This is a genomic window from Gordonia sp. Z-3 (genome assembly GCF_036233855.1).
GTDB classification, from domain to species: Bacteria; Actinomycetota; Actinomycetes; order Mycobacteriales; family Mycobacteriaceae; genus Gordonia; species Gordonia tangerina.
The window spans coordinates 22538-49154 of sequence record NZ_JAZARS010000015.1 but is presented as its reverse complement, the minus strand read 5'-3'; the positions used below and the strand labels follow the sequence as shown (position 1 = coordinate 49154).

The 26617-nt window shown below is 66.9% G+C and carries 19 protein-coding genes and 1 pseudogene; 10 read left to right on the top strand and 10 right to left on the bottom strand.

What is annotated here, in order from left to right; genetic code table 11:
• Positions 1 to 61 precede the first annotated feature (61 nt).
• Positions 62 to 787 (bottom strand): cutinase family protein, encoded by a 726-nt coding sequence (locus VX037_RS17300; protein WP_328715106.1) that lies wholly within the window; start codon positions 785 to 787, stop codon positions 62 to 64.
• Positions 788 to 983: 196 nt separating this feature from the next.
• Here VX037_RS17300 and lon point away from each other — a divergent pair, with 196 nt between their 5' ends.
• Complete coding sequence (lon, locus tag VX037_RS17295; protein ID WP_328715104.1) at positions 984 to 3341, top strand: endopeptidase La; 2358 nt, start codon at positions 984 to 986, stop codon at positions 3339 to 3341.
• Between the two features lie 184 nt (positions 3342 to 3525).
• On the opposite strand, the gene VX037_RS17290 is transcribed toward lon, so the two are convergent.
• Entirely contained in the window at positions 3526 to 4149 is a 624-nt protein-coding gene (locus tag VX037_RS17290; protein WP_328715102.1) for a TetR/AcrR family transcriptional regulator, read from the bottom strand.
• A 437-nt stretch (positions 4150 to 4586) separates the two neighbouring features.
• On the opposite strand from VX037_RS17290, the gene dnaK reads away from it, so the two are divergent.
• The 5 genes from dnaK (at position 4587) to VX037_RS17265 (ending at position 9953) form a co-directional block, all read left to right on the top strand.
• Entirely contained in the window at positions 4587 to 6440 is a 1854-nt protein-coding gene (dnaK, locus tag VX037_RS17285; protein WP_266063051.1) for a molecular chaperone DnaK, read from the top strand.
• A complete protein-coding gene (gene grpE / locus VX037_RS17280) occupies positions 6437 to 7069 on the top strand; it encodes a nucleotide exchange factor GrpE (RefSeq protein ID WP_235721950.1) in 633 nt (210 codons plus the stop codon). Before dnaK ends, grpE begins: the two co-directional genes overlap by 4 nt.
• Positions 7070 to 7173: 104 nt before the next feature.
• The gene (dnaJ, locus tag VX037_RS17275) at positions 7174 to 8376 is read left to right on the top strand and encodes a molecular chaperone DnaJ (protein ID WP_328715100.1); all 1203 of its coding nucleotides are present in this window, start codon (positions 7174 to 7176) and stop codon (positions 8374 to 8376) included.
• Positions 8373 to 8789 (top strand): heat shock protein transcriptional repressor HspR, encoded by a 417-nt coding sequence (locus tag VX037_RS17270; protein ID WP_328715099.1) that lies wholly within the window; start codon positions 8373 to 8375, stop codon positions 8787 to 8789. Before dnaJ ends, VX037_RS17270 begins: the two co-directional genes overlap by 4 nt.
• Positions 8790 to 8855: 66 nt before the next feature.
• Positions 8856 to 9953 (top strand): hypothetical protein, encoded by a 1098-nt coding sequence (locus VX037_RS17265; protein WP_328715098.1) that lies wholly within the window; start codon positions 8856 to 8858, stop codon positions 9951 to 9953.
• A 14-nt stretch (positions 9954 to 9967) separates the two neighbouring features.
• On the opposite strand, the gene VX037_RS17260 is transcribed toward VX037_RS17265, so the two are convergent.
• Positions 9968 to 11119 carry an FAD-binding oxidoreductase gene (locus tag VX037_RS17260; RefSeq protein ID WP_328715097.1) on the bottom strand — a complete coding sequence of 384 codons (1152 nt, stop codon included), beginning with the start codon at positions 11117 to 11119 and terminating at the stop codon, positions 9968 to 9970.
• Between the two features lie 139 nt (positions 11120 to 11258).
• On the opposite strand from VX037_RS17260, the gene VX037_RS17255 reads away from it, so the two are divergent.
• Positions 11259 to 12395, top strand: a complete 1137-nt coding sequence (locus VX037_RS17255) for an amidohydrolase family protein (RefSeq protein WP_328715095.1) — start codon at positions 11259 to 11261, stop codon at positions 12393 to 12395.
• 203 nt (positions 12396 to 12598) lie between these two features.
• Here VX037_RS17255 and VX037_RS17250 read toward each other — a convergent pair whose 3' ends face one another.
• The 4 genes from VX037_RS17250 to VX037_RS17235 all read right to left on the bottom strand — a co-directional run bounded on the left by VX037_RS17250 (position 12599) and on the right by VX037_RS17235 (position 18356).
• On the bottom strand, positions 12599 to 13846 hold the full coding sequence (locus VX037_RS17250) for an HNH endonuclease (RefSeq protein ID WP_328715093.1): 1248 nt from the start codon (positions 13844 to 13846) through the stop codon (positions 12599 to 12601).
• Positions 13847 to 14075: 229 nt separating this feature from the next.
• On the bottom strand, positions 14076 to 15008 hold the full coding sequence (locus VX037_RS17245; protein WP_328715180.1) for a serine/threonine-protein kinase: 933 nt from the start codon (positions 15006 to 15008) through the stop codon (positions 14076 to 14078).
• Positions 15009 to 15105: 97 nt separating this feature from the next.
• Positions 15106 to 17253 carry a DUF2339 domain-containing protein gene (locus VX037_RS17240; RefSeq protein WP_328715092.1) on the bottom strand — a complete coding sequence of 716 codons (2148 nt, stop codon included), beginning with the start codon at positions 17251 to 17253 and terminating at the stop codon, positions 15106 to 15108.
• A 143-nt stretch (positions 17254 to 17396) separates the two neighbouring features.
• The gene (locus VX037_RS17235; protein WP_328715091.1) at positions 17397 to 18356 is read right to left on the bottom strand and encodes an intradiol ring-cleavage dioxygenase; all 960 of its coding nucleotides are present in this window, start codon (positions 18354 to 18356) and stop codon (positions 17397 to 17399) included.
• Positions 18357 to 18472: 116 nt separating this feature from the next.
• On the opposite strand from VX037_RS17235, the gene VX037_RS17230 reads away from it, so the two are divergent.
• Positions 18473 to 19843 carry an FAD-binding oxidoreductase gene (locus tag VX037_RS17230; RefSeq protein WP_328715089.1) on the top strand — a complete coding sequence of 457 codons (1371 nt, stop codon included), beginning with the start codon at positions 18473 to 18475 and terminating at the stop codon, positions 19841 to 19843.
• Between the two features lie 401 nt (positions 19844 to 20244).
• Here the strand turns inward: VX037_RS17230 and VX037_RS17225 are convergent, their stop codons facing one another.
• Positions 20245 to 21186: a GlxA family transcriptional regulator gene (locus VX037_RS17225; RefSeq protein ID WP_003941078.1), complete on the bottom strand. Its 942-nt coding sequence runs from the start codon at positions 21184 to 21186 to the stop codon at positions 20245 to 20247.
• Between the two features lie 108 nt (positions 21187 to 21294).
• Between VX037_RS17225 and VX037_RS17220 the strand changes: the two genes are divergently transcribed.
• Together VX037_RS17220 and VX037_RS17215 are read left to right on the top strand one after the other, a co-directional pair.
• Positions 21295 to 21606, top strand: a complete 312-nt coding sequence (locus VX037_RS17220) for a putative quinol monooxygenase (protein WP_003941073.1) — start codon at positions 21295 to 21297, stop codon at positions 21604 to 21606.
• Positions 21607 to 22082: 476 nt separating this feature from the next.
• Positions 22083 to 23364: pseudogene (locus tag VX037_RS17215) on the top strand (ISL3 family transposase).
• A 68-nt stretch (positions 23365 to 23432) separates the two neighbouring features.
• On the opposite strand, the gene VX037_RS17210 reads toward VX037_RS17215, so the two are convergent.
• Both VX037_RS17210 and VX037_RS17205 read right to left on the bottom strand, forming a co-directional pair.
• Positions 23433 to 24500: a GGDEF domain-containing protein gene (locus tag VX037_RS17210; protein ID WP_328715088.1), complete on the bottom strand. Its 1068-nt coding sequence runs from the start codon at positions 24498 to 24500 to the stop codon at positions 23433 to 23435.
• A 268-nt stretch (positions 24501 to 24768) separates the two neighbouring features.
• Entirely contained in the window at positions 24769 to 26454 is a 1686-nt protein-coding gene (locus tag VX037_RS17205; protein ID WP_328715086.1) for an acyl-CoA dehydrogenase family protein, read from the bottom strand.
• Between the last annotated feature and the right edge of the window lie 163 nt (positions 26455 to 26617).

Sequence of the window (26617 nt, the reverse complement as noted above, 5' to 3'; positions counted from 1 at the left end):
AATCATCGCCGCCCCGGCGACCTGGTCGGTCGGCGGGGCGGCGATGGCTCGTTCGGTTGGGTCAGAGGTGCGCCTTCACATAGTTGGCGGCGTCGAGGGTCATCCCGTTGACCGAGTACAGCACGTGCAGACCGTTGGGCTGGCCAACCGGCGACCCGTCGCAGATGTTGTCACCGGGTATGCAATAGGTCTTGGTCTTGGCCCGGTACTCGCTGTCGACCTGGATGGCCGGCGAGCCGATGTCACGCAGGAAGCGGTCCGACGGCGGCGCGAACAGGATTACCGAGGAGACGTTGTCGGCGACGTCGGCCGGCAGCGGCGGTGGCACCTGGTTGCGGTACTGGCGGTACTCGTTCGGGACGTCGATGCCGGTCGCGGTGGTGAACCCGGCGACGGCCGCGCCCTGCGAGTAACCGCCGAGCACGATCTTCGTGTCCGGGCACGTGGCGGCAAGATACTTTATGCGCGTCTGCGCCGACCGCACGCCCACGGCCACCGAGTTCGCGATGGCGAGGCGATTGTTGAACTGGTCGCTGGCGGGATAGTTCACGCCGTAGCTGCTGACCGTCTTGCCGGGCAGCTGCGAGCGCACCGCCTCGGAGAACGACAGCCCGGTCAATCCCATCGGCGGCGCCGGTTCGATGGTGCCGCGCGCGAAGATCACCTCCACGTCGGCGCAGGACGCGGCGCCGGCCGGGGCATTCGAGAACACAAGTCCGCCGCTCAGTGCCGTGGCCAGGCAGGCCATCGACACCGCGGCGCGGCGGGCGAAGGTCGAGATGGTCATAGACGCACTCCTCGGGTGAGACAGCAGAACGGACCCATACGTGCTCCATTCGTCTGGGACTGAGCGGCGGATGGGTCGTTGTGATGTCGAATGTAATCGGTGCCACACGAACTGTCCGCTCCTGGCGAAATATCACCGGGAACAAACATCCAGCCAGCAAGGTTGAGCCCATCAGACTGAACTTTTTGGAGGTTTGATGTCGCACACATATTCCGTGCCCGTCCTGTTCGTTCCCGATCTGGTCGTCCTCCCCGGCATGGTGGTGCCGGTCCCACTCGACGACGCCGCTCAGGCGACCGTGGACGCTGCACGTGCCAGCGAGTCCGGCAAGCTGCTGGTCGCGCCGCGCCTCGATGACCGCTATCCCACCTACGGTGTGGTGGCCTCGATCGTGCAGGTGGGCCGCATCCCTGGCGGGCAGACCGCTGCGGTGATCAAGGGTGAGAAGCGGGCCCACATTGGTACCGGTACCACCGGTAACGGCAACGCTCTCTGGGTGGAGGTCACCGAGGTCGATGACCCCGCGGTCACCGACGAGGTGAAGAACCTGGCCGCCGAGTACAAGAAACTCGTCCTGGCCATGCTGCAACGTCGCGAGGCGTGGCAGATCATCGACGCGGTCAACAAGATGACCGACCCGTCGGATCTCGCCGACACCTCGGGCTACAGCTCGTGGCTCTCCGACGAGCAGAAGCGTGAACTGCTCGAGACCCCGGACATTGCCGAACGGCTCACCCGGCTGATCGAGTGGACCGGCGAACACATCGCCGAGACCGAGGTCAGCGACAAGATCGCCGACGACGTGCGCAGTGGCATGGAGAAGCAGCAGAAGGAGTTCTTGCTGCGCCAGCAGCTGGGCGCCATCCGCAAGGAACTCGGCGAGGACGAACCCGACGGCGCCGACGACTACCGCGGTCGCGTGGAGGCCGCTGACCTACCCGACAAGGTGCGCGAGGCCGCACTGCGCGAGGTCGGCAAACTCGAACGCGCCAGCGATCAGTCGCCGGAGACCAGTTGGATCCGCACCTGGCTGGACACCGTGCTGGAACTGCCGTGGAACGTCACAACCGACGACTCCACCGACATCAAGGGTGCTCGCGAGATCCTCGACACCGACCATCACGGTCTCGACGACGTCAAGGACCGCATCGTCGAATACCTGGCGGTACGCGCACGTCGCGCCGAGCGCGGCCTGCAGGTCGTCGGCGGCCGCGGCTCCGGTGCCGTCATGGTGCTGGCCGGCCCTCCCGGTGTCGGCAAGACGTCGCTGGGCGAGTCCGTTGCCCGGGCGCTGGGCCGCAAGTTCGTGCGCGTCGCTCTCGGTGGTGTGCGTGACGAGGCCGAGATCCGCGGTCACCGCCGCACCTATGTCGGGGCTCTGCCCGGTCGGATCGTGCGGGCCATCGGTGAGGCAGGATCGATGAATCCTGTTGTGCTGCTGGACGAGATCGACAAGGTCGGCTCCGACTACCGGGGCGATCCGGCGGCGGCGCTGCTCGAGGTGCTCGACCCCGCCCAGAACCACACCTTCCGCGATCACTACCTGGACCTCGATCTCGACCTGTCTGACGTGCTGTTCCTCGCCACCGCCAACGTGGTGGAGAACATCCCGTCGGCGCTGCTGGACCGGATGGAACTGGTGTCTCTGGACGGCTACACCGAGGACGACAAGGTGGCCATCGCCCGCGACTACCTGCTGCCGCGGCAGGCCGAACGGGCCGCACTGATCGCCGACGAGGTCGACGTCAGCGACGACGCGCTGCGGGAGATCGCAGCGAACTACACCCGGGAACCGGGTGTGCGACAGTTCGAACGGCTACTCGCCAAGCTGCTGCGCAAGGCCGCGACGAACCTGGAGTCCGGAAAGTCGCAGGCACCCATCACGATCGGTGAAGCCGATCTGAAGGACTACATCGGTCGGGCGCGGTTCACCCCGGAATCGGCCGAGCGCACCGCGGTGCCGGGCGTGGCCACCGGGCTGGCCGTGACCGGGATGGGCGGCGACGTGTTGTTCATCGAGGTGAACAGCGTCGACGGCGAACCCGGACTCAAGCTGACCGGCCAACTCGGTGACGTGATGAAGGAATCGGCGCAGATCGCGCTGTCCTACGTTCGGGCCCACGCCGAAAAGCTGGGTATCGACCCGGAGATGCTGAACAAGACCATCCATGTGCACGTGCCCGCCGGGGCGGTGCCCAAGGACGGTCCGAGCGCCGGCGTCACCATGGTGACCGCGTTGGTGTCGATGGCGACCGGCCGTAAAGTGCGCGCCGAGGTGGGCATGACCGGCGAGGTCACCCTCAACGGGCGGGTCCTGCCGATCGGTGGGGTCAAGCAGAAACTGCTTGCCGCGCAACGTAACGGCCTGACGACGGTGTTCATCCCGCAGCGCAACGAACCCGACCTCGACGACGTTCCGGCCGAGGTGCTCGACGCGCTCGACGTGCGTCCGATGACCGATGTCGCCGACATCCTCGCGCAGGCGTTGGAACCGGCGGCCGAGTACGCGACGTCGGGACACGGCGCGTCGGATCACGCGGTGTCCGCCGCCTGATCGGCACAACTGACACCACAGCGGGCCACGACGACGATAATCGTTGTCGCGGCCCGCTCTGGTGTCAGCCGTGACGTGGATTCCCGGGCGATGCGTTGCGCCCCGAAGCGCTCTGAACGGCCGGGGCCGGCGACAACGTCAACGCTGCCACCACTCACTCTCGCCGGCGATGAGCACAACGTGGCTATGGCGTGATCGCCGTCCACTGCGATGTCTCGCTGCCGATCGTGCAGATATGTGACATCGCCATCTTGACCATCGGCCGGGTCACCGTGTCGAGTTTGCCGAGCACGAGTTGCTGGACGAGCCCGTCCATCAGCGCGACGACGAGATTGGCCGCTTCTTCCGGGTGTTCGGGCCGAAACGGTGCACCCACCGCGACCGACAGGTGGACGAGTTCCTGGCGGTGCGCCTCGATCATCTCCGCCAGGTCGGGATGGAACTGTGCCTCGATCAACAAAGCATGTCGCGCGGTCACGGTCTTGCGGCCCTGGGTGCGTGACAGTTCGACGAACTGCGTGCCGCACTCGACGACGTCGTCGGGCGTGTGCGGGCCCGGGGTCAGCAGGGGGCCGAAGGATTCCAAGGCGATGACCTGAAGCTGCGCGTGCACCGTCTCCAGGGCGAGCGCGAGCAGTCGGCTGCGGGTGGGGGCGTAGTAGTTGATCGAGCCGGGTGGGTAGCCGGCGGTCTCGTCGACCGTGCGATGGGTCAGGGCGTGCAGGCACTGGGTCGCGATGATCTCGACAGCGGTCTCGCCGAACTTGGTCCGGCGTTCGCCACCGCGGCGTTGCCTCGACTCCACCATGGGAACGTTCCTCCTTCGCCGAATCTGCCGTGGATCGTGGGCCAGCGCAGCGCCCGGTGCTTGGTTCCTTTGTCTACTTTAGGGTGACCCGTCGTTACATCCAGCGAATGCGACGTCGGTCACGCCGTGTCCGTGGCTGATGGCGTCAGTGTGGGCGGCGGCGCCCGCGCGGCGCCTGTGTCGATGATCTTTGCGGCACCGGGAACATTCCAGCGCCTACTGCCGTTGCAGACTACGAGAAACTTGAGTCAATATCGCTCAACTCAGTTGACTCCGGCTGATTCTTTCAGTAAGACATGAGTCGGATGCGCTGAAGTTCGGGTCCGACGAGGGTTTCGACAGCATCATCCGAGGTCCGTTCGCAGGCATTAGTTCGCGGACACCCCTCGGACCCGACACGAACTTGGGTGCACACCCATGAACTAGGAGGAACACACATGTCTCGTGCAGTTGGAATCGACCTCGGTACCACCAACTCGGTGGTGTCCGTGCTCGAGGGCGGCGAGGCCGCCGTCATCGCCAACGCCGAAGGCTCCCGCACGACCCCGTCGGTCGTCGCGTTCGCGCGCAACGGCGAGGTACTGGTCGGGCAGCCGGCGAAGAACCAGGCGGTCACCAACGTCGACCGCACCATCCGCTCGGTCAAGCGCCACATGGGCGAGGGCGACTGGTCCGTAGAGATCGACGACAAGAAGTACACCCCGCAGGAGATCAGCGCGCGCACGCTGCAGAAGCTCAAGCGCGACGCCGAGTCCTACCTCGGTGAGGACGTGACCGACGCGGTCATCACCGTGCCGGCCTACTTCAACGACGCCCAGCGTCAGGCCACCAAGGAAGCCGGCCAGATCGCCGGCCTCAACGTGCTGCGCATCGTCAACGAGCCCACCGCCGCGGCACTCGCCTACGGCCTGGACAAGGGCGAGAGCGAACAGACCATCCTGGTCTTCGACCTCGGTGGCGGTACTTTCGACGTCTCGCTGCTCGAGATCGGCGACGGTGTCGTGGAGGTCCGCGCGACCTCCGGCGACAACCACCTCGGTGGTGACGACTGGGATCAGCGCATCGTCGACTGGCTCGTGGAGAAGTTCAAGAGCCAGAACGGCATCGACCTGACCAAGGACAAGATGGCCATGCAGCGTCTGCGTGAGGCTGCCGAGAAGGCCAAGATCGAACTGTCTGCCTCGCAGAGCACCTCGATCAACCTGCCCTACATCACGGTCGACGCCGAGAAGAACCCGCTGTTCCTCGACGAGCAGCTCTCGCGCAGCGAGTTCCAGAAGATCACCTCCGATCTGCTCGAGCGCACCCGCTCGCCTTTCCAGGCGGTCATCAAGGACGCCGGCATCGCCGTCGGCGACATCGACCACGTGGTGCTGGTCGGCGGTTCGACCCGTATGCCTGCCGTCACCGAGCTGGTGAAGGAACTGACCGGTGGCCAGGAGCCCAACAAGGGCGTCAACCCGGACGAGGTCGTCGCCGTGGGCGCGGCACTGCAGGCCGGCGTGCTGCGCGGCGAGGTCAAGGATGTGCTGCTGCTCGACGTCACCCCGCTGAGCCTCGGTATCGAGACCAAGGGCGGCGTGATGCACAAGCTGATCGAGCGCAACACCACCATCCCGACCAAGCGGTCGGAGACCTACACCACCGCCGAGGACAACCAGCCGTCGGTGCAGATCCAGGTCTATCAGGGTGAGCGCGAGATCGCCTCGCACAACAAGCTGCTCGGATCGTTCGAGCTCGGTGGCATCGCGCCTGCGCCGCAGGGTGTCCCGCAGATCGAGGTGACCTTCGACATCGACGCAAACGGCATCGTGCACGTCACCGCGAAGGACAAGGGCACCGGCAAGGAGAACTCCATCCGCATCCAGGAGGGCTCGGGCCTGAGCAAGGACGAGATCGACCGGATGATCAAGGACGCCGAGGCACACGCCGACGAGGACCGTCAGCGTCGTGAAGAGGCAGAGACCCGCAACCAGGCCGAGTCGCTGGTGCACCAGACCGAGAAGTTCCTCAAAGACAACGAGGACAAGGTTCCCGGCGAGGTGAAGGACAAGGTCAACGCGGCCATCTCCGAAGCGCAGGAGGCGTTGAAGGGCACCGACATCGCGGCCATCAAGTCCGCGGTGGAGAAGCTCTCGACCGAGTCCCAGGAGATGGGTCAGGCGATCTACGCCGCGTCGGCCGCCGAGTCGCCCAACGGTGAGGCGCCGCAGGGTGACAACGCCGGTGGCGACGATGTCGTGGACGCCGAGGTCGTCGACGAACCGTCCTCCTCCGGAGACAACAAGTGACCGCAGGTGAGCCGGAAGGCGTCCAGGAGCAGGAACCGGTCACGGTGACCGATCGTCGTCGCATCGACCCGGAGACGGGCGAGGTGCGCGAGGAGCCGGCCGCCGGGCCCGGCCCTGCGGAGGCCGAACCCGTCGCCGATCCGCAGGCCGACGGCGAGCCGGAGGTGAGTGATCTCGCCGACGAGCGCGTCGCCGAGCTGACGGCAGATCTGCAGCGGGAGCGTGCCCAGTTCGCCAACTTCCGGCGGCGTGCCGCAGAAGAGAAGCAGGGCTCGGTCCTCTACGGCAAGCAGCTGCTCATCGACAAACTGCTGCCGGTGCTCGACGATCTCGATCGTGCCCGCCAGCACGGTGACCTCGACGAGGGGCCGCTACGCAGCGTGGCCGACAAACTCGTCGCCGCGCTGTCGGCCGAGGGCCTCACCACGTTCGGTGCGCCGGGCGATGTGTTCGACCCGGAACTGCACGAGGCCGTCCAGCACGACGGTGATGGGGCCGAACCCGTCATCGGCGCCGTCTATCGCACCGGCTACCGGCTCGGCGAGAAGGTGATCCGTCACGCGATGGTCACGGTCACCGATCCGTCGGACGTACCGAGCGATGCGGCCGAACAGACTGGTGCACAATAAGCGCACCGACGACGGGCCACGAAGGGTTGTGCACGGCAATCCTTCGTGGCCCGCTCCACACAACTTCATCCAGACAACTGAGATATCGAAGGAGGTGACGTCTGGTGGCTCCACAACGGGAGTGGTTGGAACACGACTTCTACAAGGACCTGGGCGTTGCTTCTGACGCTTCGGCTGAAGAGATCAAGAAGGCCTACCGGAAGCTCGCCCGCGAACTCCATCCGGACGCGAACCCGGGCGACACCGCGGCCGAAGAACGCTTCAAGCGGGTGTCCGAAGCACACAGCGTGCTGGCCGATCCAGAGAAGCGCAAAGAATACGACGAGACCCGCGCGATGTTCGCCGGTGGGCGATTCCGTGGCGGGGGCAATGGCTTTCCCGGCGGTTTCTCGGGAGGCGGTGGAACGCACTACACGACGACGCCGGGGGCCGACTTCAACATCGGTGACCTGTTCGGCGGTGGTGGTGGCGCCGGCGGCGAGTCGGCGGGCGGTTTCGGCGACCTATTCGACGGGCTGTTCAATCGCGGTCCGCGAACCTCCACGGCGACGCGGCCCAAGCGAGGCAACGACCTCGAGACCGAGACGACCCTGACGTTCAAGGATGCCGCGACCGGCACGACCGTACCGCTTCGGGTGACCAGCCCGGCGCCGTGCACCACCTGCCACGGCAGTGGTGCCAAACCGGGTACCAGTCCGCGCGTCTGCCCGAACTGCAACGGGTCCGGATTCGTCAGCCGCAACCAGGGCGCGTTCGGGTTCAGCGAACCGTGCCAGGACTGCCAGGGCACCGGGTCACGGATCGACGATCCGTGCACCGACTGCGACGGCAGTGGCGTGAAGGTGCGCGCCCGCACCATCAACGTGCGTATCCCGGCGGGCGTCGAGGACGGACAGCGTATCCGGCTGGCCGGCCAGGGCGAGGCAGGTCGCCGCGGTGCCCCGTCGGGTGACCTGTACGTGGTGGTTCACGTGACCGCGGACAAGGTGTTCACCCGCAGCGGCAACGACCTGAAGGTGCAATTGCCGGTCAGCATCTCCGAACTGGTGCTCGGGGCCACCGTGTCGGTGCCGACCCTCGACGGCAGCGTCGGGGTCAAGATTCCCGCCAACACCAGCGACGGGCGCACCCTGCGCGTGCGCGGACGAGGTGTGCCGAAACGTTCGGGTGGGGCGGGCGACCTGTTGGTGACGGTGAAGGTCGCCGTGCCGCCGAAGCTCGACGACGACGCGGTCGAGGCCATGCGTCGATATGCCGCCGCGGAGAAGGCCGCCGGATTCGATCCGCGCGCCGGTTGGGGGCGATGATGGTGGCCGGTAACCACGAACGCAACAAGTTCGACGGGGAAGCCGCCGCGACCTTCATGATCTCGGTCGCGGCGGAATTGGCCGGCATGCACGCCCAGACGCTGCGGACCTATGACCGGCTCGGACTGGTCACGCCGCAGCGCACCACCGGCGGTGGTCGGCGGTACTCCGCACGCGACGTCGAGGTGCTGCGCGAGATCCAGCGCCTGTCGCAGGAGGAGGGCGTCAACCTCGCCGGCATCAAACGCATCATCGATCTGGAGAACCAGGTCGACGCCCTGCAGCAGCGCATCCGCGAGCTGCAATCCGAAGTCGACAGCGGCGCGGCTCGTAGGGGCGGCGAGCTGGTGCCGGTGCCGCGGACCAGCGCACTGGTGGTGTGGCAGCCCCGCCGCAAGCGCAAGACCGACTGATCGGCACCTAGGCCCACCCGTTACCCTGACTCGGGACAAAAGCGTCGTTGTAGACAGGACGAGGACATGGCCGAGACCAGAAGCGCCCAGTACGGGGGCGGTTCGAACTCGGACGGATCGGTCCTCGGGATCTCCGTGGTCGAGGATCGGGTCGCCTCCGTGGTGCGCGGTGCCGACGGTGACATCATCGCCAGCAACCTCGTCGACCTTCCGGATCCGTCGGCGCAGAGCGCCGAGAACGCCATCCACGAACTCGTCGACTCGGTGCCGTACGAGATCAATCGCATCGGTGTCGCCTGCGCCCGACCCGCCACCCAGAGCTACCTGCAGGCCAATCTGGCGCCGGGTACGTCGCGGCCGGCCTGGTACGACAAGGTGGCCGTCACCGACATGCCGGCGGCGTTGGCAGAGGTGGCCCGGACTGCCGCATCCGGTACCGGGATCGTCGCTGCGATTGATCTGGATCGTGACGCCGTCCCGTCGCCGGGTTCGTCGGTCGTCAACCTCGATTCGGCAACCGGCGAGGTCCTTGGAACGGCCGAGTTCGCGTACGGGTCGCCCGGCCCGGTCACCGATCCCGCCCATGCGGGCGCTGTCGCCGACGCGGTGATGGCGGCACCCGGAGGGTCTGCCGTCACGTCGGTGGTTCTCACCGGCCCCGGCGCCGAGGTGGCCGGAACGTCGGCGGCTCTCGAGTATGCGCTGGCGCGACCGGTCACTGTCGTTGATCAACCGGCGCTCGCGGCGGCGGTCGGCGCGGCGGTGTTGGCGCTGCGGCCGGGGGCGGTTGTGCGTACCCCGTCGACGCGTCGCTGGTGGCTCATCGGCGCGGCGATGGCGGCGGCACTGGCCCTCGGTGCGATTGCGGCGTCCGCGGTGTTCGCCGGTGTGGACGCCACCGAAGAGGAGCCGACACCAACTACGACGGTCACCGAGACCGCAGAAGCGTCGACGGTGACCCGCACCGCTGCGCCGGTCACCGAGGTCCGCACCCGCGTCGCCACCACAACGGTGACCGAATCGCGCGATGCCACGAGCACCACGACGGAGACCGAAACCGAGACGGAGACGTCGACGGAGACCGAGACGGTCACCGAGCAGCCGACTGAGACGGTCACCGAGACGACCACCGTGTCCGTCGCCGGTCAGACTCCCGGCCCGTAGGTCCGAGTCTTTCGTCAGACCACGGGGTCGTGCTGGATGAGGCTCGCCCGAGCACCTGCGATGAGCATTCGCCGGCGAGTCGCCTCGATCATCTTCGCCGATCCGGCGATGAGCACCTGGTGCTCGTCCCACGGGCCGGCGGCTGCGGCGACATCGGCGAGGGTGCCGATGTGGTGCTCGATGTCCAGCGCTTCGGGGGTGGCCACCGCGGTGATCCACCACGGATCGGTGGTCTCTTCGGAAACCGCGGTGACGCGCAGCCAAGGGTTGGTCGCCGCAATTCGACGCAATACGACGAGGTCGTAGAGTTCGCCCGGATAGCGCATGCCGTAGAAGATGTGGGTAGGCGGAGTATCGGCGCGCTTGGACATTTCGATGAGCAGCGCCCGCAGCGGCGCCAGGCCGGACCCGCCGGCCACCATCACCACCGGGCGGTCCGGTTCGATGTGCAGGGTGCCGTGCCCTTGTGCGAAATGCCAGACGTCGCCGACCCGCGTCTCGCCGACGATGGCGCAGCTCACAGTGCCGCCTTGCACGCCCCGCACGTGAAACTCCAGCTCACCGCGCGGGTTGGGCGGGATCGCCGGCGACAGACTTCGCCACGCTTTCGGGCGCTGCGGAATCTGCACCTCGAGGTACTGGCCGGGGGCGAACCGTAGAGGTGCCTTGGACAGCAGCCGCACCACCGCGAGGTCGCGGGTGATGCGGAACTTCTCCACCACCTCCGCCGACCAGAGCGCCGGGAACGGCGCTGTCTCGGCGGCGCCGCGCATCACGCCGGTGGTCAGCATCATCGCCTGGGTTACCGTCTGGGCGGTTTCGTCATCCCAGTAGTCACCCAGCAGCGATGCGAACTCGGCGATCAGTGCCCGATAAATGACACCGTAGTGCTCGGGGCGGACTCCGAATTTGCGGTGATCACGGCCGAGTTGGGCGAGGAACTCCACGAGCTCGGGGTGGCCATCTGCCTGCGGAATCACGTCGAGGACGTGGTCGATGACCCGGAAGAACGCATCGCGCTGACCGGACATGACCGCCGGGAACAGTTCGCGAAGATCGGGATCGATGGCGAACATGCGCGTGTAGATGTTGGCCGAGAACCGGTCGGGGTCGCGGTTGATCAGCTCGCGGAGCTGGTGGAGGACGTGTCGCGAATGATTGGCCACGGGCCGGTCACCTCCCCTGAGCGTGTCGCATGGTCGGCGGGATCGATGCCCGCCCCAGAGAGCCTAGCGGTCCATCGACGGCGACTTGCGATCGATCAATCGATGTCGGGTTCGCGACGACTGTGGCAACCTCGGGTACGTGAGCTCGCTCGATGGTGTTGTCAGGGGAATTGTCGACGCTCATCTGCACCAGTGGAATCCGCGGAGCACGCCGTGGGCGGCGAATCGGCTCTCGCGGCTGTATCGGTTCGTGCCCGCATTCGGCGACCGGGTTTTCCCGATGGTGGTGTCGCAGGCCGACCGGGAGTACGTTCTCACCCCGAGCACCGTCGCGCGCGTGTACGAGCCTATGCAGTACCTGGCCGACACCTCCCCGGTCTTCAAGACCGCCGGTGTGCGGGTGGACACCGTGGTGCACATGGAGTCGCACTGGCGCGGCGACGAGACCGCCGGCCGCGTCGACACTCCCGCGGGGAGGTCGGCCGTCGAGGAGACGCGGTACGTGACGACCCTGCCGTTCGGTGCGGATTCGTTGCCTCAACTGGGTGCGATCGTTGCCCACGCCGACCCGCGGGCCGAGCGTTTCGCCGAACTCATCGACGAACATGCCGCCTTGACCGACCGACTTCGTGGCATTCGGTGGATCACCACCCGTCACCCAGACCCCAAGATCCGCAATGGGGCCGATGCTGATGGCATCTTGTCCTCCCCGTCGTTCTTGAAGGGCTTCGCCGAGGTTGCCGACCGACGCCTGGTGTTCGACGCGTTCGTCTACTCTCATCAGCTCTACGACGTGGTGACTCTGGTGCGGGAGTATCCCGAGGTCACCATCGTCGTCGACCACGTCGGGGCGCCGGTCGGGGTGTTCGGACCCGTCGGCGCGCGAACCGGTGCCACTGCGGGTGCGCGCGCAGACATCATGCGGTTGTGGCGCGAACGAATGGTCACCCTGGCGGCCTACCCGAACGTGATGGTGAAGCTGTCCGGACTCGGGCTGCCGGTTCTGGGCTACGGACGGGAGCGGTGGGGCAATGTCGGCAGCCGGGCGACACTGACCGAGATGGTCGGCCCGCTGGTCGACCATGTGTTCACCCATTTCGGTGCCGACCGCGTGATGTTCGGCTCCAATTTCCCCATCGACAAGCCCAACGTATCGTTCGACATGATCGTCGGCGCACTGGTCGATCTGATCGCGCCGCTCGGCGGCGACTACGCATTGAGTAAAGTGTTCCGCGACAATGCTTTACGCGTCTATAAGATCGAGACACCCGGCTGAGCGAATGTCCTGGCCGGCGTGTGGGGTCGCGTACCGCGCACCACAAGGGTTGCTGTGCAACCGATGTGGCCGTCGGGTACGCGACACCACTGTGGTGCCGGAGGGTTAACTCTATGGAGTTGTCAAGGGACGGTTGCGGTCCCGACCGGGGTCGGGTGCGTGGGAAGACGTGGCTGCGTGACCTACTCGCCAGTCAGCGTGGCTCAGGCGGCGGCGGGTAGGTTGTCGAGGTTCATCGTGCGTCGGTTGTAGGCCGGTATCGGCCGCCGGTGCGGGTCGACAGCGGCGGGTGGGATGAGCCAGGGATGTCGGTCGTGGCCCATGATCACTTCCCACCCGTTGTGGTGGATGTCGGCATGACACGACGGGCACAGCAGACATCCGTTGTCCAACACCGTGATTCCACCATCAGCCCAATGGACAATATGGTGGCCTTGGCAGCGGGAGGCCGCCACGCCGCATTTGATGCAACACTCGTCGCGTTTGTGCAACGCCTTACGGAGATGGGCTGGGAACAGGCGTTTGTCTTTACTCATCTCCATCGGCACCGCCTCACCGTCGACGATCGCGACCGTCGCGGTGGTGTCGCACGTCAACGTGCGCAGCATGGCTTCGGAGATTGACCCCATGAACGGCAACTCGGCCAGATCAGGAGTATCGGCGGGCACCGACACCAGCATCTGGTGACGTGGTGCCGAGGCCGCATCACCGCTGCGGGCGGCGATATCCAGCAACGCTTCGAGGGCGTCGGCATGCCGGCGCTCGGTGGAACGCGCATCCGGTGAACCGTCGGGTTCGGGGCGGGGTGCCGCCAACTCTTCCATTGCGGCCGAGAATTTTTCGCCGACTTCAGTGTTGAGGTCGGCGCGCACCTGCAGCCGTCCGTCACCGTCGACATCGTGGGCGAGCGTGTTGAGGTTGCGGTCTTCGGAGGCGGGTAGCCCACCGGTGTCCTCAGCGGCCTGGTTACCCAGACGACGGGCACGTTTGCCGATGTCGGCGGGGGTGGCGCCGGAAAAGAATTGGGCGAGAAGTTCGGTCACGATGTTTAGACGCGCCACATCGTCGATCGGTTCCGCTGATCTTTTCCCGACATGCTCGACCCCTTTACCCACCGCATCCACATGTTCGGCCGAGATCGCCCCATCGGCGGCATGCGCGGCCAGAGTGGGCAGGTGCTCGCGTGCTGTAGCGATACGGATCAGACGGGAGGCGACCGCCGGGGCCAACCCCATCACGATCAACAACTCACTCAACTTGCGGCCATGATCGCGGGCCACACCGAGGCGGTCCAGATGGCCGACCACCGTCGCAGCGTGATGGTCGATCAGATTGCGCAATGTGACCAGAGCGGTCATCGCATCGAACGCTGCACGCCCCGACATATCGTCGCCCAAGTGCAGGTCACGAACAGAATCAGTGATGGTGGTGAGATCCCCCGAAGCTCCCATGACTCCACTATGGTCGAACATCAGTTCGACGTCAAGGAAATTCTTGAAAATAGTGCAGAAGACTTTTGTGCGGGTGGGGTGGTTTCGATACGCGGCGGGCTCGCAAGCTCGCACGCCGCTACTCAACCGGTGGCAGGGGCAGCACGCCGCTACTCAACCGGCGACGGGGCCTGTTTGTAAACTCGCTTGTCACCGCTTCACCGGCGAGGGCGCAAGCGTGAACCGCGGCTCAGCCGGCGGGTTGACGCGCCCATGGCCACCACCGTCGGCGAGATGGTGTGGGAACCGGAACATCCTGCAACGCACGGCGAATGATGTCGGTGAACTCGGCACATGTCTCGTAGCGGTCGGCGGGATTCTTCGCCAGGGCTTTCGCGAACACCGAATTCAATGACGATGGCAGCCAGGGTTGCGCCTTGGTCAACCGCGGCACCGGATCATGCAGATGGGCATAGGTGATCGCGAACGCGGTCGCGCGGGGAAACGGGGGTTCGCCGGTGAACAGTTCGAACAGCCCTGCGGCAAAGGCGTATTGGTCCGTGGCGGCGGAGAGTCGTTGGGCGGTCAGCAGTTCCGGTGCCGCATAGGCGATAGAACCTTGGACGCGGCCGTTGCGGGCGAGTGGGCGGGCGTCGTCGAGCAACTGTGCGATACCGAAGTCGGTGAGCACCGCCCGCGGTCGTTCGGACCCCGTTGCGACCATGATGTTGGCGGGTTTCACGTCCCGATGCAGCACCTCCGCCGCGTGCGCGTAGTCGAGTGCAGCTCCGATCTGGGTTGCGATCGCGACAATGGTCTCGACGTCGTCTTCGGTGGGATGTGGTCCGACCAGGTCGTTCGCCGGCCGACCATCGATGTACTCCATCGCCATCCACAGAATCGTTGCGCGCGTCCGGGTCTCGTCCGACTCCTCGGTGGGGTCGATCTCACCACGGGCGTACATGTCGACGATATTCGGGTGGTCGAGGAACGACGCAATGGTGAACTCTCGCTCGAAACGCTCCCGCACGCGTTGCCGGTCGCTGGGCCGGGTGTGTAGCACCTTGAGCGCGACCGATCCGGGCTCGCCGATGTGGCGAGCCCGGTAGACCTCGGCGCTACTGCCGCTGCCCAGAAAGCTGTCGATGACGTATCCCGCCACCTCGTCGCCCGCCCCGTACACAACGTCAGCGTAGTCGGGCCCGGTCCGATCGGCGCGGCGGCTCGAAGTGGTCACGACCTGCACCGTCGCCTTCCATCGGGCTCGGTGGCGTCGTCGGTCACGTCGACCTATTCTGCCCCGGCGAGCTCGTCGCGGGGCCCGGATGCGGAATTGATGTGTCGGCATCGTCGGACAGACTCCGCGCGAACCACGCACCCATGGCCAGTAGCAGCAGTCCGGTGACGATGAACGCCAGCACGCGGAACATGCCGTCGAGGGTGGCGAGGTCGAACAGGAACAACTTCGCGAGCGCCGCGGCGACCACGGCCAGGCCGCCGGCCAGCAGCGGGGTGCGGGCCGCCGACGGCAACCGGCTGGCGTGGGCGAGCGTTGCGCCGCCGGCGATCATCCACGTGATGGTGGCCATCAGATGTCCGGCGAAGAAGCCCTCCTCGGTTCCCGCGACCAGTACCCCGGTCGTGACGGCGAATTCGGTGACTGCGTACAACGCCACCACTCCGAGCGTCAGTCCCCACAGCTGTTCGGCCGACCGGTCGCTCCGTTGCCGGGTTCGGCTCGCCCTGATCCACATGCCGGCGAGGGCCCACACGGCACCGACCAAGAGCACACACTGAACCAGCGTCGTTGCCGCGATCGCCGGATCGATGACGCGGGCGACGGCGAGGTCGGCGGGCGGCGCCGTCGCGAGGGTGCCGATGCCCCCGATCGTCACGAAAGTGGTCGCGATGCCGCGCATGATGCGTGCCATCGACGTACTGCGCCGCGCGGTCATCGCGACGACCGTGCCGAACCCGAGGATCACCGCGACGTCGATGCCGCCGTTGAACGCCGTGGCGACCGCGACCAGCGTCTGCAGCGCCACCGTCATCGACCAGATCTCGCGGACCGCCGTGGTGACACCCGGCATCCGCGGGCCACTGACCACCAGCAGGAGTAGCGCTGCGGCGCAGGTGGCGATCAGCGAGGCCGCGGACAGGTCGTCGACCAGGGCGCCAGACAACAGGACCGGCGCGGACGTGGCTGCGGTGATGGTCGCGAGCAACGCCGGCTGCGACGAACTCGGGAGCGCGACGAGGGCGCTGCCCAGACCGATCACCACGGTGAGCCCAGCAGCCAGGGCGTAGGTCCACATCGTCGTGTCGGGTCCGACCCCCACGCCTGCGAGGACGGCGATCAACACCAACGGCAACGTCGGCGCCGCCATCCGGACGAGGTACAGCCAGGTCCAGTCACGTCCGAGTTGAACCCAACCGGACGCTGCTGCCAGCACGAGCATGAACGACACGAGCACGATGTCGACGCCCTGGGTCAGAGCCGGGGCCAGCACGGCCACCGGGACAACCACCAGTACTCCGAGGGCTTGGCTGTTCCACATGCGACTGAGCGCCAGCCCGGCTCCGGCGATCACAGCTGCCGCGCTCAGCGCGGCCGGCACGCTCAGCCACTCATAGAACCGAGTGGCCGCCAGCACATCCAGATAGCCGGCCGCCACGCCGGTCGCGGCGAGCGCCACGGCGCCGGTGTGTCCGGCGGGCCGACGATGCCACCACGTCGACGCCACCACCAGCGCTATCGCGAAGACGGCGCCGCCGGCCACCCGAACCTCCGGCCGCAGGATGCCGGCCTGGGCGGCCAGCACCAGCAGCAGCACGATGCCGATGAGGGTGACACCCACGCCGGCGGCCGCCAGCACACTCGCCACCGTGCCCTTGCGGAAGGCCGTCGCGATGCGGTCGGTCAGTGCCGGACGGGTCGACCGCTGCGGGCTCGGCGGCCACGGTGGTGGTGCAGCGGGAGGCGGCGGCGAGTAGCCGGCGGGCAGGTGGGTGGGGTTCGGCGGCATCGCCCGAGTGGCCATCGCCGGGTTGCGCCTGGGGTTTGGTGCCGCTGGGTTGGGTGCGGCCTGGTTGTGTGCAGCTGGGTTGGGCATGGCCTGGCCGGGTATCGGCGGCGCCGGCATCCACGTCGCCGGCGCTCCTGCGGGCGTGGACGTCGCGTCCACCATGATCATCGGCGGTGTCGGCACTATCGGACCGGTCATCGGCGGCACCTGCCGACCCGGCGGCGGGGACTCCATCGTCGGCGACGGCTGCGACGCTGTCTGTGTCGTCGGTTCGACGAGGACGGCTCGCAGCTCGGCGAAGTCGTCGGACATGCGGTGCATCTGCCGAGACATGTCTGCGAACTCGCCGGAGATCCTGGTCAGCAAGTGGGCGGTGGTCTGGTTCACCGGGGTCTGGTTCATGGCTCAAGAGTCGTCGGCGACGCTCCGTGGCACATGAGTAGAGCTACTCGGTCCGCGCGGGTAAACCTGCGTTCTGCTGGGCTTTTGGCGGTGCGGCGGTGGCCATCGACGTCATTCGGACGCCCGACGACCCGCCGGCTGAATCACCCCTGTTGCCGTGGCGCAGGCCCGCCCGACCCACCTGGTGGCATACCCGGACCGCCCGGCCCACCCGACGGAGGCGCACCCATACTCTGCTGATTGTCTTCCTTTGCCGCCACGCCGATGGTGATCGAGATGTCCATGCCGTCGGTGGGGGACCCGGTAACGGTCGCGAGTTCGGCGTCCCATCCGTCGCCGAACACATTGTCGGAAGCCAGCGTCACATTCGACATGTTGGAGATGCTCCGGGCGTAGCCGCTGTCGTAATCGAACACCTCGGTGCAGGCGTCTTCGGGCAGCGCGATCTGCGAGGTCAGTCGGGCATCCGAGCCGGCGACGGCCTGTTCGAGGGAGTCGAAGACCTCGAAGTGGATGTGCGGCCACCGGCCCGCGTAGCAGGCCGGGAAGATCGTGGTGAACCGAACGACGCCATCGGGGTCGGCGACCTGCACGCCGCGCAGGTAGTTCTCGTCGGCAGCGGCGTCGCTGTAGAGGGAGTAGTTGCCTTCGCGATCGCAATGCCACACGTAAACGGCCATACCCTCGCCCGGCGAACAGTCGTCGACCAAGTCCTGCAGGGTGATGGTCAGGGTGGCCGGCACACCCTCGGCGGTGCCCGACGAATCGCCGAAACTCGACCGGATGTCGCTGCGCACGATTCCCGACGCGATCAGCACGTTCGGTCCGTTACTGCCGTCGCCGGGGTACGGGCCGGCTGTCTCCCCTGGCGCGGCCGCCACGCAGCCGTCGGCCGTACCCGTGGCGCCGGCCGCGTCGGTGGACGATGCCCCGGCTGTGCCGGATGCCGCAGAACCGGACCCTGAGGTGTCGGTGCCGCAGGCGGCGGCGGTGGTGGCGACCGCGCCGGTGGCCAACAGCATCAGCGCTCGGCGGCGGCTCAGCGAACGCAGGTCGTAGCGGAGACCTCGGTCGTGTTCGTGTGTCTCATCGTGGCGCTGCATGGACACAACGTACAAACCGGACCTGCCCGTCGTCGGGAGTTCAGCTGTGCGGTTGCTGGGAGGTCTCGGTATGAGAGAACACCGGCGACGGGCCGACGGCGTCCTACAGTGAGGTCATGACCGACGTCGTGAGTCCTGAGTCGCTGGCCGCCGACCTCCCACAAGGCATGGTGGTCACCGACCCCGACATTCTGGAGGCCTATCGGCAGGATCGGGCGCAGGATCCCGCCGCCGGCACTCCGCTGGCCTTGGTCCGTCCGACGACCACCGCCGAGGTGCAGACCACGGTTCGATGGTGTGTACACCACCGCATTCCCTTGGTCACACGGGGAGCCGGCACCAGCCTGTCCGGTGGGTCGACAGCGGTCGACGGCGCGATCATGTTGTCCACCGAGAAGATGCGCGATCTCGTCATCGACACCGCCACGCGTACTGCAGTGGTGCAGCCGGGACTGTTCAACGCCGAGGTCAAAGCGGCCGCGGCGGCCCACGGTCTCTGGTATCCACCCGACCCGTCATCGTTCGAGATCTGCTCGATCGGCGGCAACGTCGCCACCAACGCCGGCGGGCTCTGCTGCGTGAAATACGGCGTCACCACCGACTATGTTCTCGGACTCGAGGTGGTGCTGGCCGACGGGCGGGCGGTACGACTGGGCGGCAAACAGCTCAAGGACTCAGCCGGGCTGCCCCTGACCAAACTCTTCGTCGGCAGCGAGGGGTTGCTCGGCATCGTCACCGAGGTGACGCTGCGACTGCTCCCTCCGCAGGCGCCGGCGTGCACGGTGGTCGGCAGTTTCGGGTCGGTGCACCAGGCCAGTGAGGCTGTCCTCGCGATCACCTCGCAGATTCGTCCGGCGATGCTCGAATTCATGGATGCGGTGTCGATCAACGCTGTCGAGGACATGTTGCGGATGGGGTTGGATCGCGAGGCGGGTGCGCTCCTTGTGGCCCAATCCGACGCGCCCGGACCCGCCGGCGCGGCCGAGGTGGAGATCATCCAGCGCGCCTTCGAACAGCACGGCGCCAGCGAGGTTTTCGCGACCGATGACGCGCAGGAAGGGGAGGCGTTCACCGCCGCTCGTCGTGCCGCGATCCCGGCGGTCGAGAAGCTGGGATCGCTGTTGCTGGAGGATGTCGGGGTACCGCTGCCACAACTGCCCGCGCTCATCGACGGGGTCGCGGGAATCGCGGCGGCACGCGACGTGATGATCTCGGTGATCGCACACGCCGGTGACGGCAACACACATCCGCTCATTGTGTTCGACCCAACCGACTCCGACGAGGCCGCCCGCGCGCAGGCAGCCTTCGGAGAGATCATGGATCTCGCGATCTCGTTGGGCGGCACCATCACCGGCGAACACGGAGTGGGTCGGCTGAAGAAGGCGTGGTTGCCGAATCAGGTCGGCGACGACGTGATGGAACTGACCGCCACCATCAAAAAAGCTCTCGACCCGCACGGTCTGCTCAACCCCGGTGTGCTGCTGTAGGTTTGGCGGCTCTTCCCAGATGAGGGTGTAGGTCGGCCGGGCGCGTCGGTCCGCAGGTGGACGTCGAGGTTTCCCGACGATGGAGGTTCCTACGCCATCCATCCGAAAGACCTCGACGTGACCGACGCTACCCCGCCGGCCGGCTTCGGCCGCCCTGACCTGACCGCCTTCGCGTCTCATCCCAATCGACCCTGATCGAGTCTGCTGACCCCCTCGACGAGAACGCAGCGACATCACAGCCACCCAACCCCGACCGTCCGGGAAGCCGGGACACGTCACATGGCCTGTGCTGCGGGCGTGTCGAGTGGGTCGTCCAGGGGCGACGCAGGAGCGTCGACGCGACGTGCTGAGAGGTGGTTCCAGTCGAGCACTAGGACACCGGCTACAGGCATGGCGATAGGTCAGGAACGGCGTCGCTCCCTACGCAGGAGGGAGCGCAGAGTCTCGGCGTTCGCGTAGCCGACCCGTAGCGCGATCTCGGCGGAGGTGAGGTCCGTGGTTGCTGAGAGGTGCCGAGCTCGTTCGATGCGAAGCCGTTGGACGAAGCCGAGCGGAGTGAGGTTGAGCGCCGCACGGACTCGTCGTTCGAGGGTGCGCCGGCTGGTGCCGAGCGACTGCGCGACGAAGGCGACGTTGAACGGTTCGTCCAGGCGGGCGCGCACGAAGCGTTCGAACTCGACGACGATCGGGTCCTCGTGCCGGAGATGTTCGTAGGCGACGAAGGCCGCCTGCGACGGACGCTCGTCGATGATGAGGAGCTTGGCGACATGTTGGGCCAGGTCGGGGCTGATCGATCGCACGAGTGAGAGCGCGAGGTCGATGTGGGCGAACGCGGCGCCGGCGGTGACGAGGTTCCCGTCGACCACGACCATGGTGTCGAGATCGAGGGCGACGGTCGGATAGCGCTTCAGGAACTCCGGCCCCAGGAACCAGCTGGTCGTCGCCCGCCGATGATGCATCCGTCCGGTCTCGGCGACAGCGAACACGCCGGTGCACGCCGCGGCGATCCGGGTGGTCGCGTCGTCGAGGCGCCCGAGCGAGGCGATGACCGAACGAGCATCTCGGCTCTGGAGGGCGTCGTTGGTAGCGGCGGCCGTGAGGGTTCCAAGCGCAGGGACGACGACCACGTCGAACTCTGCGGACTCCGACAGCGGGTGGTCCACCGACAGGGTCATCGATGCCGTCGTGGTCACTCTCCGTTTCGGTCCGAGGATGGCGAGTTCGATCGGGTCGATCCGCGGGTCGACATCGCCGCGGGCTCCGTCGGCCACCCGCACGATGTCGATGACCGACGCGACAGCCGAACCGAAGCAGCCGTCGATCGCGATCAGTCCGATACGCATGGCGTAAACAATAGCAATACTGCCGTATACGCCACTTCTCACATGCCCTCGCTCGTCATACGCTGAACTCGCTTCACCAAGAGACCTCGACACCTAGGAGAACCCCTCATGTCCACACCCGCATCACTTCCGTATGCCTTCGTCGCCAAGATCGTCGCGGCCGATGGACAGCACGACGCGCTCGCCGATCTGCTCGCCGGCGCTGTCGCGCTCGCCAACGAAGAAGTAGGAACGATTGTCTGGTTCGCGGTCAGGACCCACGCCGACACCTTCTGGATCTTCGATGCATTCCCCGACGAGGCCGCTCGCGACGCCCACGCCAACGGCGCCATCGTCGCAGCCCTGATGGCCAACCAACACCTCCTCGGCGCAGCACCCGAGATCCTGGCGGCCGACGTCCTCGCGTCCAAGCTCCCGTAGTCCGCCAACGCACGAGACGACCGCGCCCCGCCGAGCCGTCGCCAGGTCGCGACGCAACGCAACGCCACGCTGCGTTGCCGAGCGGTGCGAGGCCTATCGGCACACGGACAGGATGCCGGCCGCGAGCGCTCAGCCGGCGAGGGGTCCGTCGCAGAGGAGAGCGACGTCGGTGTCGGGCAGAGCCGTGAGGCCAGTGCATCGCGCGACCACCAGAACCGAACCGCCCCTGCCCTGCGTTTCCGCAGGTCAGGGGCTGTTCGCCGGATCCGCCTGTCGGAATCGAACCGACGACCTAATCACGTCGGCTTTGCGTCTATCGCTTGATGCGCCCACTGGGCCAACGAGCCGCTGACCTGCGCAAACGCCGAGCGTGGGGGACGCCGCCATCCGGTGGTGACCGACGACGACCGACCAGTACCGACCGTTTCACCGGAGCTTGCGGCGGCGTCGAAGCCATCCATCCGAAAGACCTCGACGTGTCCGACGCTACCCCGCCGGCCGGCTTCGGCCGCCCTGACCTGACCGCCTTCGCTCGACTCGACGGCCTCGGTCTGAGCGTGACCGGACAACGACTTGAACCGGATCGTGCGGTCCTCGCGTGCCGCGTGGTGGAACCAGACCAGTGGTGCCGACGGTGCGGCAGCGAAGGCGCTGCTGGCGACCGACCGTGCTGGAGGTTGTAGTGCGCCGCTACCGCTGTGCCGACTGCGGACACGTGTGGCGCCAAGACACCAGCGCCGCGGCGGAGCCACGCGCGAAGCTCTCGCGCACCGGGCTGCGGTGGGCGCTGGAAGGGATCGTGGTCGCACACCTCACCGTCGCCCGTGTCGCCGAGGGACTCGGGGTCGCGTGGGACACCGCCAACAACGCGGTCCTGGCTGAAGGCAAGCGGCTGCTGATCAACGACCCCACGCGGTTTGAGGGCGTGAAGGTCATTGGCGTCGATGAGCACGTCTGGCGCCACACCAGGCGTGGCGACAAGTACGTCACCGTGATCATCGACCTCACCCCGGTCCGCGATGGCGCCGGCCCAGCAAGGCTGCTGGACATGGTCGAGGGCCGTCGAAGGCGGCGTTCAAGACCTGGCTCGCCGACCGCGACGACGCCTTCCGTGACGCGGTCGAGGTGGTCGCGATGGACGGCTTCACCGGGTTCAAGACCGCCGCTGCAGAGGAGATCCCGGACGCGGTCACGGTGATGGATCCCTTCCACGTCGTGCGCCTGGCCGGTGACGCCCTCGACAGGTGCCGGCGCCGGGTCCAACTCGCGATCCACGGGCACCGTGGGTTCAGGGACGACCCGCTCTACAAGTCGCGGCGCACGCTGCACACCGGCGCGGACCTGCTCACCGACAAGCAGAGCGACAGGCTATGCGCGCTGTTCGTTGATGACGCTCACGTCGAGGTCGAGGCGACCTGGGGTGTCTACCAGCGCATGATCGCCGCCTATCGCCACGAGGACCGGCAACGTGGCCGCGAGCTCATGGAGAAGCTGATCACCGACCTCAGCGCCGGCGTCCCCAAGGTGCTCACCGAGCTCACCACCCTGGGCCGGACCCTGAAGAAGCGAGCCGCTGACGTGCTCGCCTACTTCGAACGACCCGGCACCAGCACCGGGCCGACCGAGGCGCTCAACGGACGGCTCGAACACCTGCGCGGCTCCGCACTCGGGTTCCGCAACCTGACCAACTACATCGCCCGAAGCCTGCTCGAGACCGGCGGCTTCAGACCCCAACTCCTACACCCCCGATTGGGATGAGCCGGTTTGGCCCGGATGGGCTGCCCTTCGTGACGATCCGCCGCTAGCGCTCCGGACGTCCTCGGGCGTCACGAAGGGTCGCCGCACACCACTCGGTACGTGTCCCGCCCAGCGTTCTTCGCCTCGAAAAGCGCGCGGTCGGCAGTCTTCAGGGCCAGGTCCACGAGCGCGCCGTCGGTGGCGGGGCGGTGCTTGCCCTCATAGACGACCGCGCCGACGCTCACGGTGATGCGAGGCTCGCAGGGCAGGCCGATCTGGGCGGCCCGGATGCGATTGGCCAGTCCGTTGGCCGAAACGCGGTCCAGGGAGCCGGCGATCGCGAACTCGTCGCCGCCGAGGCGCCCGACCACCCCTGTGTTCCCAACGGCATCCACGAGCACAGCTGCCAACCGTTCGAGAACGTCGTCGCCAACGGCATGCCCGTGGCGATCGTTGATGGCCTTGTAGTTGTCGATGTCCACCACGACGATCGTGAAGGGCCGCGTCGTCTGCCGGGCTGCCGTTTTCGCTATGTAACGGAACCCGCGCCGATTGAGCACGCCGGTCAGCGGGTCGGTGTTGGCCGACTCGATCTGAAGGCGTAGAGCGCGTTTCGACTCCGCGCTGTAGATGGCTATCAGGCCCACGGTGCCATTGGCCGCGAGCAACGACACCATGATCCCGTAGAGCGCGGTCGATCCGGGCAGCGTGTCGTCGAGTAGCGCTCTCACGCCGATGGTGACGATCACGGCGGTCGAGAAGACGACATGACAGACCATCGCCTGGATGCGGAGAAAGTGCGCGACGTAGCCGCCGATGACCGCGAACAGCGCCGTGCCCTGCAGTGCCATGACCGGCGTCTGGAACGTGGCCAGCGCCGCGGTCAGTCCGAGGTCGGCGTAGATGACGAAGGCGGTGTTGGCGCCTCGCATAGGCATCGTCTCCGACAACCAAATGGTTCGCAGATCGATGCGCGCGATGAGGATCGCGACCGGCACCGTGGTGGCGCTGATGGCGATGAGCGCGCCCATCCGAACCGGGCTCCCCGCCGCACCATCCGGCGACGTCACCGCCAGGACACCCAACAGGCCGATGGCCAGCGTCAGGCCCGCTATTCCATATCGGGGTAGCCGTTCGGAGATCTCGATCTGATCCATGACATATCGAGGATCCTCGTACGCTTTGGTCCGCGCGGCGTGGGTCGCCTCCCCAAGATTCCCCACGCCTGCAGACCGATTCTCATCGACAAACACCGTTCGCGTCCCGCCCCTGTGCACTGCTGACAACGAACGCGACTCCGTCAGACCCCCATGAAAGGGACACGTTCTTCAAGTTGCGATTGTAGAACGTACATCGCTGGCGCGGGTGGTGAGGGGTTGGCGCCGCGTTACTGCGCGACAGTCGAGTCCACGACGGCCACCGCGCTCAGTGCCGTTCCAGGATCGCCGCGAGATCCGCGCCGTCGGGCAGCGCGCCGTACTCGAACGCGCGGTTGCCGCCCAGCCGCGCGGCGATGAACGCATCGGACACCTCGGCCGGGGAGAACCGCACCAGCAGGGAGGCTTCCAGCGCCAAGGCCATGGATTCAACAACTCCGCGGGCGCGTCGTTGCGCCGTTGCCGCGTCGGCGCGAACCAGTTCACCCAGCTGATCACGCAGCCGTTCGAGGTGCAGGTCCAGGGTGCGGTTGGCTCCCAGTGCGATGTTGATCTCGGCGTCGAACGCCGCGATCGACTCCGGCTCGCGGGTCATGGCCCGCAGCACGTCGAGTGCGATGACATTCCCGGAGCCTTCCCAGACGGCCATGACCGGTTGCTCGCGGTAGCGCATGGCCAGGGGGAATGCCTCGGTGTAGCCGTTGCCGCCGAGACACTCCAGCGCCTCGTAGGAGTGGTGGGGTCCACGCTTGCAGATCCAGTACTTGGCGACCGCGGTGGCAAGGCGACGGAACGCCTTCTCCTGATCGGTGGCGTCCTCGTCATGGGCGCGAGCCAGGCGCATGGCGGTGATGGTGGCGGCTTCCGATTCCAGGGCGAGGTCGGCGAGCACGGCGGTCATCGCCGGCTGATCGGCCAGCGTCGCGCCGAAGGCGGCCCGGTGGCGAGCGTGCCACACCGCCTCGGCCACAGACTGTCGCATTCCGGCGGCACTGCCGAGGACGCAGTCCAGACGGGTCTGCGCAACCATCTCGATGATGGTGCGCACGCCACGGCCCGGTTCGCCGACCATCACCGCGACGGTGCCGTCGAGTTCGATCTCCGACGACGCGTTCGACTTGTTGCCGAGCTTGTCTTTCAGTCGCTGGATGCGGAAGACGTTGCGGGTGCCGTCGGGCAGAACGCGGGGCAGCAGGAAGCACGAGAGTCCCTCGCCGCCGGGGCCTTGCGCCTGCGCGAGGACCAGGAACGCATCCGACATCGGTGCCGAGCAGAACCATTTGTGTCCGGTGAGCAGATAGTCGGCGCCCGGCCCGCCACGGCCGACCGGTGTGGCAACCGTCGTGTTCGCGCGCACATCGGAGCCACCCTGCTTCTCCGTCATCGACATGCCGAAGACTGCCGATTCCTTGGTGGCCGACAGATCGGGGGAGTAGCTGCGTGACAGTGCTTTCGGCACCCAGTGCGCGGCGACGTCGGGCTGCAGCTCCAGTGACGGAATCACCGCGTGGGTCATCGACACCGGACAGGCGTGACCGGGTTCGATCTGCCCGAACAACATGAAACCCGCGGCACGGGCGACGTGTGAGCCGGGCTGCGGGTCGGCCCAGCAGCGTGTGTGCGAGCCGTGGGCCACCGACGCCTCGATGATCCGGTGGTAGGCGGGGTGGTATTCGACCTCGTCAATCCGGTTGCCCCAGCGGTCGTGGGTGTGCAGCACCGGGGTGATGGTGTTGGCCAGGTGCGCGTCGTGCTGAAACTGCGCACTGCCCACGTGCGCGCCGATCGCCCGGAGCTCATCTTCCGCCCAGCCCGCGTCGTGGCGTCGGATCGCTTCGACAAGAACGGTATTCATGTCGAACTCGTTGATGTCGACACGCGGAGCGGACTGGTTGAGGACGGTGTGTGTGAGATGCGGTTGCGGTTGAGTGGTGGTCTCGGTGGAGTGTGTCATGGGTTGTCCTTTCGAAGCGGCGCAACTGGTCTCGATACGCCGTCTCGCCTAGGGGCTCGACGGCTACTCGACCAGCGACGGGGGAGGCGTATGCTCGTTTGTTCCGACTGCTGTTCTTTTCGCTGGTCGGTCTCGATGCAGGCCTTCGTAAGCTCGGTCGCGA

What these genes read in the sequence shown, in the direction of transcription:
- VX037_RS17210 (WP_328715088.1), bottom strand. Translation starts at nt 24,500, where the DNA reads ATGGATCAGATCGAGATCTCCGAACGGCTACCCCGATATGGAATAGCG.
- VX037_RS17290 (WP_328715102.1), bottom strand. Translation starts at nt 4,149, where the DNA reads ATGGTGGAGTCGAGGCAACGCCGCGGTGGCGAACGCCGGACCAAGTTC.
- dnaK (WP_266063051.1), top strand. Translation starts at nt 4,587, where the DNA reads ATGTCTCGTGCAGTTGGAATCGACCTCGGTACCACCAACTCGGTGGTG.
- VX037_RS17250 (WP_328715093.1), bottom strand. Translation starts at nt 13,846, where the DNA reads ATGGGAGCTTCGGGGGATCTCACCACCATCACTGATTCTGTTCGTGAC.
- VX037_RS17230 (WP_328715089.1), top strand. Translation starts at nt 18,473, where the DNA reads ATGACCGACGTCGTGAGTCCTGAGTCGCTGGCCGCCGACCTCCCACAA.
- VX037_RS17220 (WP_003941073.1), top strand. Translation starts at nt 21,295, where the DNA reads ATGTCCACACCCGCATCACTTCCGTATGCCTTCGTCGCCAAGATCGTC.
- VX037_RS17205 (WP_328715086.1), bottom strand. Translation starts at nt 26,454, where the DNA reads ATGACACACTCCACCGAGACCACCACTCAACCGCAACCGCATCTCACA.
- VX037_RS17225 (WP_003941078.1), bottom strand. Translation starts at nt 21,186, where the DNA reads ATGCGTATCGGACTGATCGCGATCGACGGCTGCTTCGGTTCGGCTGTC.
- lon (WP_328715104.1), top strand. Translation starts at nt 984, where the DNA reads ATGTCGCACACATATTCCGTGCCCGTCCTGTTCGTTCCCGATCTGGTC.
- VX037_RS17265 (WP_328715098.1), top strand. Translation starts at nt 8,856, where the DNA reads ATGGCCGAGACCAGAAGCGCCCAGTACGGGGGCGGTTCGAACTCGGAC.
- VX037_RS17240 (WP_328715092.1), bottom strand. Translation starts at nt 17,253, where the DNA reads ATGAACCAGACCCCGGTGAACCAGACCACCGCCCACTTGCTGACCAGG.
- VX037_RS17235 (WP_328715091.1), bottom strand. Translation starts at nt 18,356, where the DNA reads ATGCAGCGCCACGATGAGACACACGAACACGACCGAGGTCTCCGCTAC.
- VX037_RS17270 (WP_328715099.1), top strand. Translation starts at nt 8,373, where the DNA reads ATGATGGTGGCCGGTAACCACGAACGCAACAAGTTCGACGGGGAAGCC.
- VX037_RS17300 (WP_328715106.1), bottom strand. Translation starts at nt 787, where the DNA reads ATGACCATCTCGACCTTCGCCCGCCGCGCCGCGGTGTCGATGGCCTGC.